Below are 6,261 nucleotides of genomic sequence, written 5' to 3'. Positions count from 1 at the left end.
GCGGGGAGGTCGCGCCGCGCATCTCGCCGAGCGCCGTGTGCAGCAGTTCCGCGTAGCGGGCCAGGGTCGCGGGGCCGAGCCGTTCGGCCTGATCGCGCATGCGCTCGAGGACGTCGCCCGGCCCGGAGACCAGGCCGCGGTCGATGGCGTCGGGTACCGCGCGCATCAGGATGAGGTCGCGCAGCCGCTCGAGCAGGTCGACGGCGAAGCGGCGCGGATCATGCCCCGCCTCCATCACTCGATCGACCGTGCCGAACAGGGCCGCGCCGTCGTTGTCGGCGAGCGCGCCCACCGCGTCGTCGATCAGCGCGACGTCGGTGACGCCGAGCAGCGAGACCGCCCTGGAGTAGGTGACGCCCTCGGGCCCCGCGCCGGCCAGCAGCTGGTCGAGCACGCTCAGGCTGTCTCGCGGGGAGCCGCCGCCCGCGCGAATCACCAAGGGGTACACCGCTTCTTCGACGGGCACCCGCTCTTGATCGCAGATCTTGCCGAGCAGTCCGCGCATGGTGGCGGGCGGCAGCAGCCGGAACGGGTAGTGGTGGGTGCGCGAGCGGATGGTCGGCAGCACCTTGTCCGGCTCGGTGGTGGCGAAGATGAAGATGAGGTGGGCGGGCGGCTCCTCGACGATCTTCAGCAGCGCGTTGAAACCGGCCGTGGTGACCATGTGCGCCTCGTCGACGATGAACACCCGGTAGCGGGACTCGGCGGGCGCGTAGAAGGCGCGGTCGCGCAGCTCGCGAGTGTCGTCGACGCCGCCGTGACTCGCGGCGTCGAGTTCGATGACGTCCAGATTGCCGGGGCCACCCGGGCCGAGCGCGACGCAGGACGGGCACTCCCCGCACGGCGTGGAGGTCGGGCCCTGCACACAGTTCAGCGACCGCGCGAGGATGCGCGCCGAGGACGTCTTGCCGCAGCCCCGCGGGCCGGAGAACAGGTAGGCATGACTGATCCGGCCGGTGTCGAGGGCGATGCTCAGCGGGTCGGTGACGTGCTCCTGACCCACTACCTCAGCGAACGTTGCCGGTCGGTACTTCCGGTACAGAGCCACGGCCAGAGGTTACCGGCGCGGACCGACAAAGAACATTCCCGCCCGGCGCGGCGCGACCATGCGGGCGCAGGGCAACATTTGTGACGCAGATCACAAGATTCCCGAAACCTTCTTAGCGGCCGCTGTCCGATGAGATCGGCGGCAACGCACGAGCTATCGCTGACGCCGCCCCGGCCGCCGGGGGGAAAATACCGCCCAATTCCCCCTTGTAGACCGGAAAATATGAACTCTCTCCCCGCTTTACCTCCAGTTTATGGAAATAACGATAACGTCAACGAAGATGACAGCGATGCAATCCGCTGGCTACCGTGGCAAACGGCAACTTCGGTAGCCAAACCTTCATCAGGTTGGTTGCCCCGGCCGGTCCCTCATCCCGGCCGGGGCACAACCAAAGTTCCCGCACCAACCCAAGTTCCAGCGCAACCGAGTCCCCTTCCATATCGGAGGAACTTCTCGCCGTGCCGTCGCCTGATGACATCGCCGCCGCGCTGCTCTCCAGCACCGACTTCGCCGGCGACCGCTCCGCGGTAGATCTGCTCAGCCGCGCGATCAGCCCGCAGGACTTCGCGATCAAACGCGACTCACTGCCGGTCGCCGCCGCCGCGGACCCCATCACCTCCACCGCCATTCTCGAGCTGCTCGAACGCGGGCAGGTGCCGACCATGGCCGCGATCCGCACGTTGACCACGCAGAACGAGATGCGCCGCGAGGCCGAGCGCATCGAGCGCCTCGGCCGCCGCGCCCAGCGCAGCATCGACGACTTCGGCCGCGCCCTGGCCACCCTGGCCGACGCCCACTGGACCGCGCACGGGATCGGCCCGACCCGCCGCGACGTGCTCTCCTCCGACCAGGTCATGACGCTGATCCGCACCCGCATAGGTGATATCGCGCCCTCGGCGGTGAAACACCTCTGGCTGATCGAGCGCGCCCAGCGCGCGGGCTGGATCGCCTCCAACGCCAACGCCGGATCGCTCTGTGCCGGACGCCGTTTCCACGCCGATCAGTACGGCAACCGGGTCTCGTTGCGTCCGGTCAACACGATCGGCACGGCGGTCGCCACCTACCTCGCCGACTATCTGGCCGAGCACGATCGCGCCCCGCGCTGGTCCACCGTCGCTCAGGAACTGCGTGACGATCGCGGCCGCCGGGTTTTCCACAACACGCACGACGCCCGCGCCCAGGAGCTGTGGCTGACCACCGCGGAATGGGTGGCCATCCGGGACGGATTGCCGGTTCCCGGCAAGCGCGGTCTGCGCGCGATAGCCCGCAAAGCGCGCGCCTGAACGGTGCCGGCCGGGTGGCCGCCGAGCGAAAACATCCCATGTCCGATATGTCCCGCAACTCGTAGACCAGCGGAAACCCGGCGGTGAGCATTCGGTAATTTCCATGCGACGCAGAAAACGCTTGCGAGCCACGCATGGGCGAGGCCGTAGAGAGCGCTTGCGAGCCACGTATGTGCGAGGCCGCATTCGCGTGGAAGGAGCTCCCGTGTCCACAGGCCTTGACCCCGCGGCCACCGCCTGGCTGCTCGTCAGCACAGCCCTCGTGCTGCTGATGACCCCGGCGCTCGCGCTGTTCTACGGCGGGATGGTGCGCTCGACCGGCGTGCTCAACATGCTGATGATGAACTTCATCGCCATCCCGCTGGTGACCGTCGCCTGGCTGCTGTTCGGCTACAGCATGGCCTTCAGCGACGACGCGGGCGGCGGCCTGATCGGCAACCTCGATCACCTCGCCATGGCCGATATCGACCCGGGCACCCTGCACGGCGCCGTGCCGGAGCTGCTGTTCGCCACGTTCCAGCTGACCTTCGCGGTGCTGACGGCCGCCCTGGTCAGCGGCGCGATCGCGGACCGCGCGAAGTTCGCGGCGTGGATGATCTTCGTGCCGATCTGGGCGCTGGCGGTCTACGCCCCGATCGCGCACTGGGTGTGGGGTCCGGACGGCTGGCTGGCCTCGTTCGGCGCGCTGGACTACGCGGGCGGCCTCGTGGTCGAGATCGCCTCCGGCGCTTCGGCTCTCGCGCTCGCGCTGGTCCTCGGCCCGCGCATCGGGTTCAAGACCGACGCGATGCGTCCGCACAACCTGCCGTTCGTGCTGCTCGGCGCGGGCCTGCTGTGGTTCGGCTGGTTCGGCTTCAACGCCGGTTCCGCGCTGACCGCGAATGGTGTTGCCGCAGCGGTCTTTTTGAACACCCTGGTGGCGGGCTGCCTGGGCATGCTCGGCTGGCTCGCGGTCGAGCAGATCCGCGACGGCAGGCCGACCACCTTCGGCGCGGCGTCCGGCGTGGTGGCCGGCCTGGTCGCGATCACGCCGTCGTGCGGCTCGGTGAACACGCTCGGAGCGCTGATCGTCGGGCTCACCGCGGGCGTGGTGTGCTCGTTCGCGGTCGGCTGGAAATTCAAGGCGGGCTACGACGACTCGCTCGACGTGGTCGGCGTGCACTTCGTCGGCGGCATCGTCGGCACGGTGCTCATCGGCCTGCTCGCCACCCACGTGATGACCGGCGGCGTCGAGGGCCTGTTCTTCGGCGGCGGGCTGGCGCAGCTCGGCAAGCAGCTGGTGGGCGTGCTCGCCGTCGCGGCGTACGCGTTCGCGGTGACCTTCGTGCTCGGCAAGATCATCGACCGCACCGTCGGCTTCCGGGTGAGCCAGGAGGACGAGACGGCGGGCATCGACTTCGCGCTGCACGCCGAGACCGCCTACGCCGAGGGCGTGCACGGCCACGCGCCGCGGCGGTTCGGCGAAGGGCATCTCGGACATGGCTCGATGGGTGACCGGAATCACTGATCGCGCACCAACGCCCGCTGCCGACACGGGTGCAACGGCGTTACGCTAACGCCGCCAACGTCCCCCGCGCCGAGCAAGGGAGCCGCGCGTGCTGACTCGGATCGCGCAGATCACCACCCGATATCCCCGGGCGATCCTGCTCACCGCCGCCGCGCTCGCGATCCTGTGCGGGTTGTTCGGCGCGACGGTGGCCGGCCATTTGAAATCCGCCGGATTCACCTCGCCCGACGCCGAGTCGTCACAGGCCGCGCGGCTGCTCGCGGACAATTTCGACGGCGCCGCACCGAACTACGTGCTGCTGGTCAGCTCGCCCTCGGGCGTCGACGCACCCGCCGCCAAGGCCGTCGGCCTGCACCTGACCGAGGTGCTGCGCGCCCGCGCGGATGTCAAAGGCGTGCAGTCGTATTGGACCGCGCCGCCGACCGTCGCGTCCGCACTGCGCAGCACCGGCGGCAAGGACGCGCTGGTCTTCGCCTATCTGACCGGCGACGACAACCAATCCCAGCGGGCCGCGGGCGAACTCACCGAGCAACTCGCCGGAACCACCGACGGGGTCACGGTGCGCCAGAGCGGCATCGCCGCCGTCTTCCACGACGTGAACTCCCAGATCACCCACGACCTGGCCGTCGCGGAGGGCGTCGCGATCCCGGTGTCGCTGGTCGTGCTGGTGCTGGTGTTCGGCAGCCTGATCGCCGCCGCGCTGCCGCTGACCGTCGGCATCTTCGCCATTCTCACCACGCTGGCCATCCTGCGAATGTTCACGCAGATCACCGACGTGTCCATCTACGCGCTGAACATGACCACCGCGATGAGTCTCGCGCTCGCCATCGACTACAGCCTGTTCATCGTCAGCCGCTACCGCGAGGAACTGGCCAACGGCCTCGATCCGGCGCCCGCCACCGTTCGCGCGGTACAGACGGCGGGCCGCACGGTGCTGTATTCCGCACTGACCGTTGCCCTTTCGCTGGCCGTGCTGAGCATCTTCGACATCTACTTCCTGCGGTCGTTCGCCTATGCCGGAGTCGCGGTGGTCGCCGCGGCGGCCGCCGCCGCGATCGTGATCCTGCCTGCCGCGCTGGTGCTGCTCGGGCACCGGGTGAACTCCCTCGACATCCGAGTTCCCTTGCGCCGCATGTTCGGTCGCTCCGCGCCGGGTCCTGTGACGCCCCTGAACCCCGAGCGCAGCCGCTGGTATCGGATGGTCACCTGGGTGAGCGGCCATGCCGTACCGGTCGCGATTGTGCTCACCGCGTTCTTCCTCGCGCTCGGATCCCCTTTCCTCTCGGTGAAATTCGGCTACCCCGACGACCGGGTGCTGCCGACCAGCGCCGCCAGCCGTCAGGTCGGCGATGTGCTGCGGGCCGAGTTTCCCGCGGCCAACTCGGGCAACAACACCACCGTCGTGCTGGACGGGTATCACGGCGGGCCGGGCCCGATCGGCGAGTACGCCAAGGGATTGTCGAGAGCGGACGGTGTTTCGGCGGTGTTGTCCAGCGCGGGTGTGTTCGTCAAGGGCGCGCGCATGGGTGGCGGCCCACCCGGAATGGCCAACGGCACAGGCGAATACCTGACCGTCGCGACCCAGGTCGACCCGTTCTCTCCCGCGGGCGGGGCGCAGCTGCGCGAACTGCGGGCCGTTCCCGCCCCGGCGCAGGCGCTGTTCGGCGGCGGCGCGGCGGTCAACGCGGACGCCCTCGACTCGCTCGCCAAGCGGCTTCCGCTGGCCATCGCGCTCATCGCGCTGGCCACCTTCGCGGTGCTGTTCCTGTTCACCGGCAGCGTGGTGCTGCCGGTGAAAGCCATTCTGCTGAACACACTTTCGCTGGCCGCCGCGTTCGGCGCGATGATCTGGGTGTTCCAGGACGGTCACCTGTCCGGCGTGCTCGGCTTCACGGCGGTCGGCTACATGACGCCGACCATGCCGATCCTGATGTTCTGCCTCGCGTTCGGCATGTCGATGGACTACGAGGTGTTCCTGCTCTCGCGCATCCGCGAGGAGTGGCTCGCCTCCGGCCGCGTGGTCGACGGCGTGCTCGTGCGGACCGCGCAGGACAATGTGCACGCGCTCGCCGTCGGCGTCGCCAAGACCGGCCGGATCTTCACGGCCGCGGCGGTTCTCATGGCCATCGTGATGGGCGCGATGATCACCTCGAAGGTGTCGTTCCTCCAACTGATGGGCCTCGGCCTCACCCTGACCGTGCTCGCCGACGCCACGCTGATCCGCACCATGCTCGCGCCGGCCCTGATGAAGTTGATGGGCACCGCGAATTGGTGGGCGCCCGCGCCGCTGGCTCGCCTGCATGCCCGAATCGGGTTGCGCGAACACGACGATCCCGAACCCGCCGCACCCGTGCCGGCCGGGCGCGGATGATCGGGGGTGCACGTAAGCATCGACGGCCGGGACCCGAAGCCGGACTCGGGCC

Annotated in this window: 4 protein-coding genes; 3 read left to right on the top strand and 1 reads right to left on the bottom strand. The window is 69.2% G+C overall.

Annotation, left to right across the window (positions count from 1 at the left end; genetic code table 11):
- A partial coding sequence (locus tag ON39_RS01270) for a DNA polymerase III subunit gamma and tau (RefSeq protein WP_040729769.1) occupies positions 1–1,048 on the bottom strand: 1,048 nt, incomplete at its 3' end.
- 458 nt (positions 1,049–1,506) lie between these two features.
- Between ON39_RS01270 and ON39_RS01265 the strand changes: the two genes are divergently transcribed.
- The 3 genes from ON39_RS01265 (at position 1,507) to ON39_RS01255 (ending at position 6,209) form a co-directional block, all read left to right on the top strand.
- The gene (locus ON39_RS01265; RefSeq protein WP_040729705.1) at positions 1,507–2,331 is read left to right on the top strand and encodes a hypothetical protein; all 825 of its coding nucleotides are present in this window, start codon (positions 1,507–1,509) and stop codon (positions 2,329–2,331) included.
- Positions 2,332–2,536: 205 nt separating this feature from the next.
- Complete coding sequence (locus ON39_RS01260; protein WP_040729702.1) at positions 2,537–3,838, top strand: ammonium transporter; 1,302 nt, start codon at positions 2,537–2,539, stop codon at positions 3,836–3,838.
- 88 nt (positions 3,839–3,926) lie between these two features.
- Positions 3,927–6,209: an MMPL family transporter gene (locus tag ON39_RS01255; protein WP_040729700.1), complete on the top strand. Its 2,283-nt coding sequence runs from the start codon at positions 3,927–3,929 to the stop codon at positions 6,207–6,209.
- The last annotated feature ends 52 nt before the right edge of the window (positions 6,210–6,261 follow it).

The organism is Nocardia tenerifensis NBRC 101015 (genome assembly GCF_000308715.1).
GTDB lineage: Bacteria > Actinomycetota > Actinomycetes > Mycobacteriales > Mycobacteriaceae > Nocardia > Nocardia tenerifensis.
This window is presented reverse-complemented; position numbering and strand designations above follow the sequence as displayed.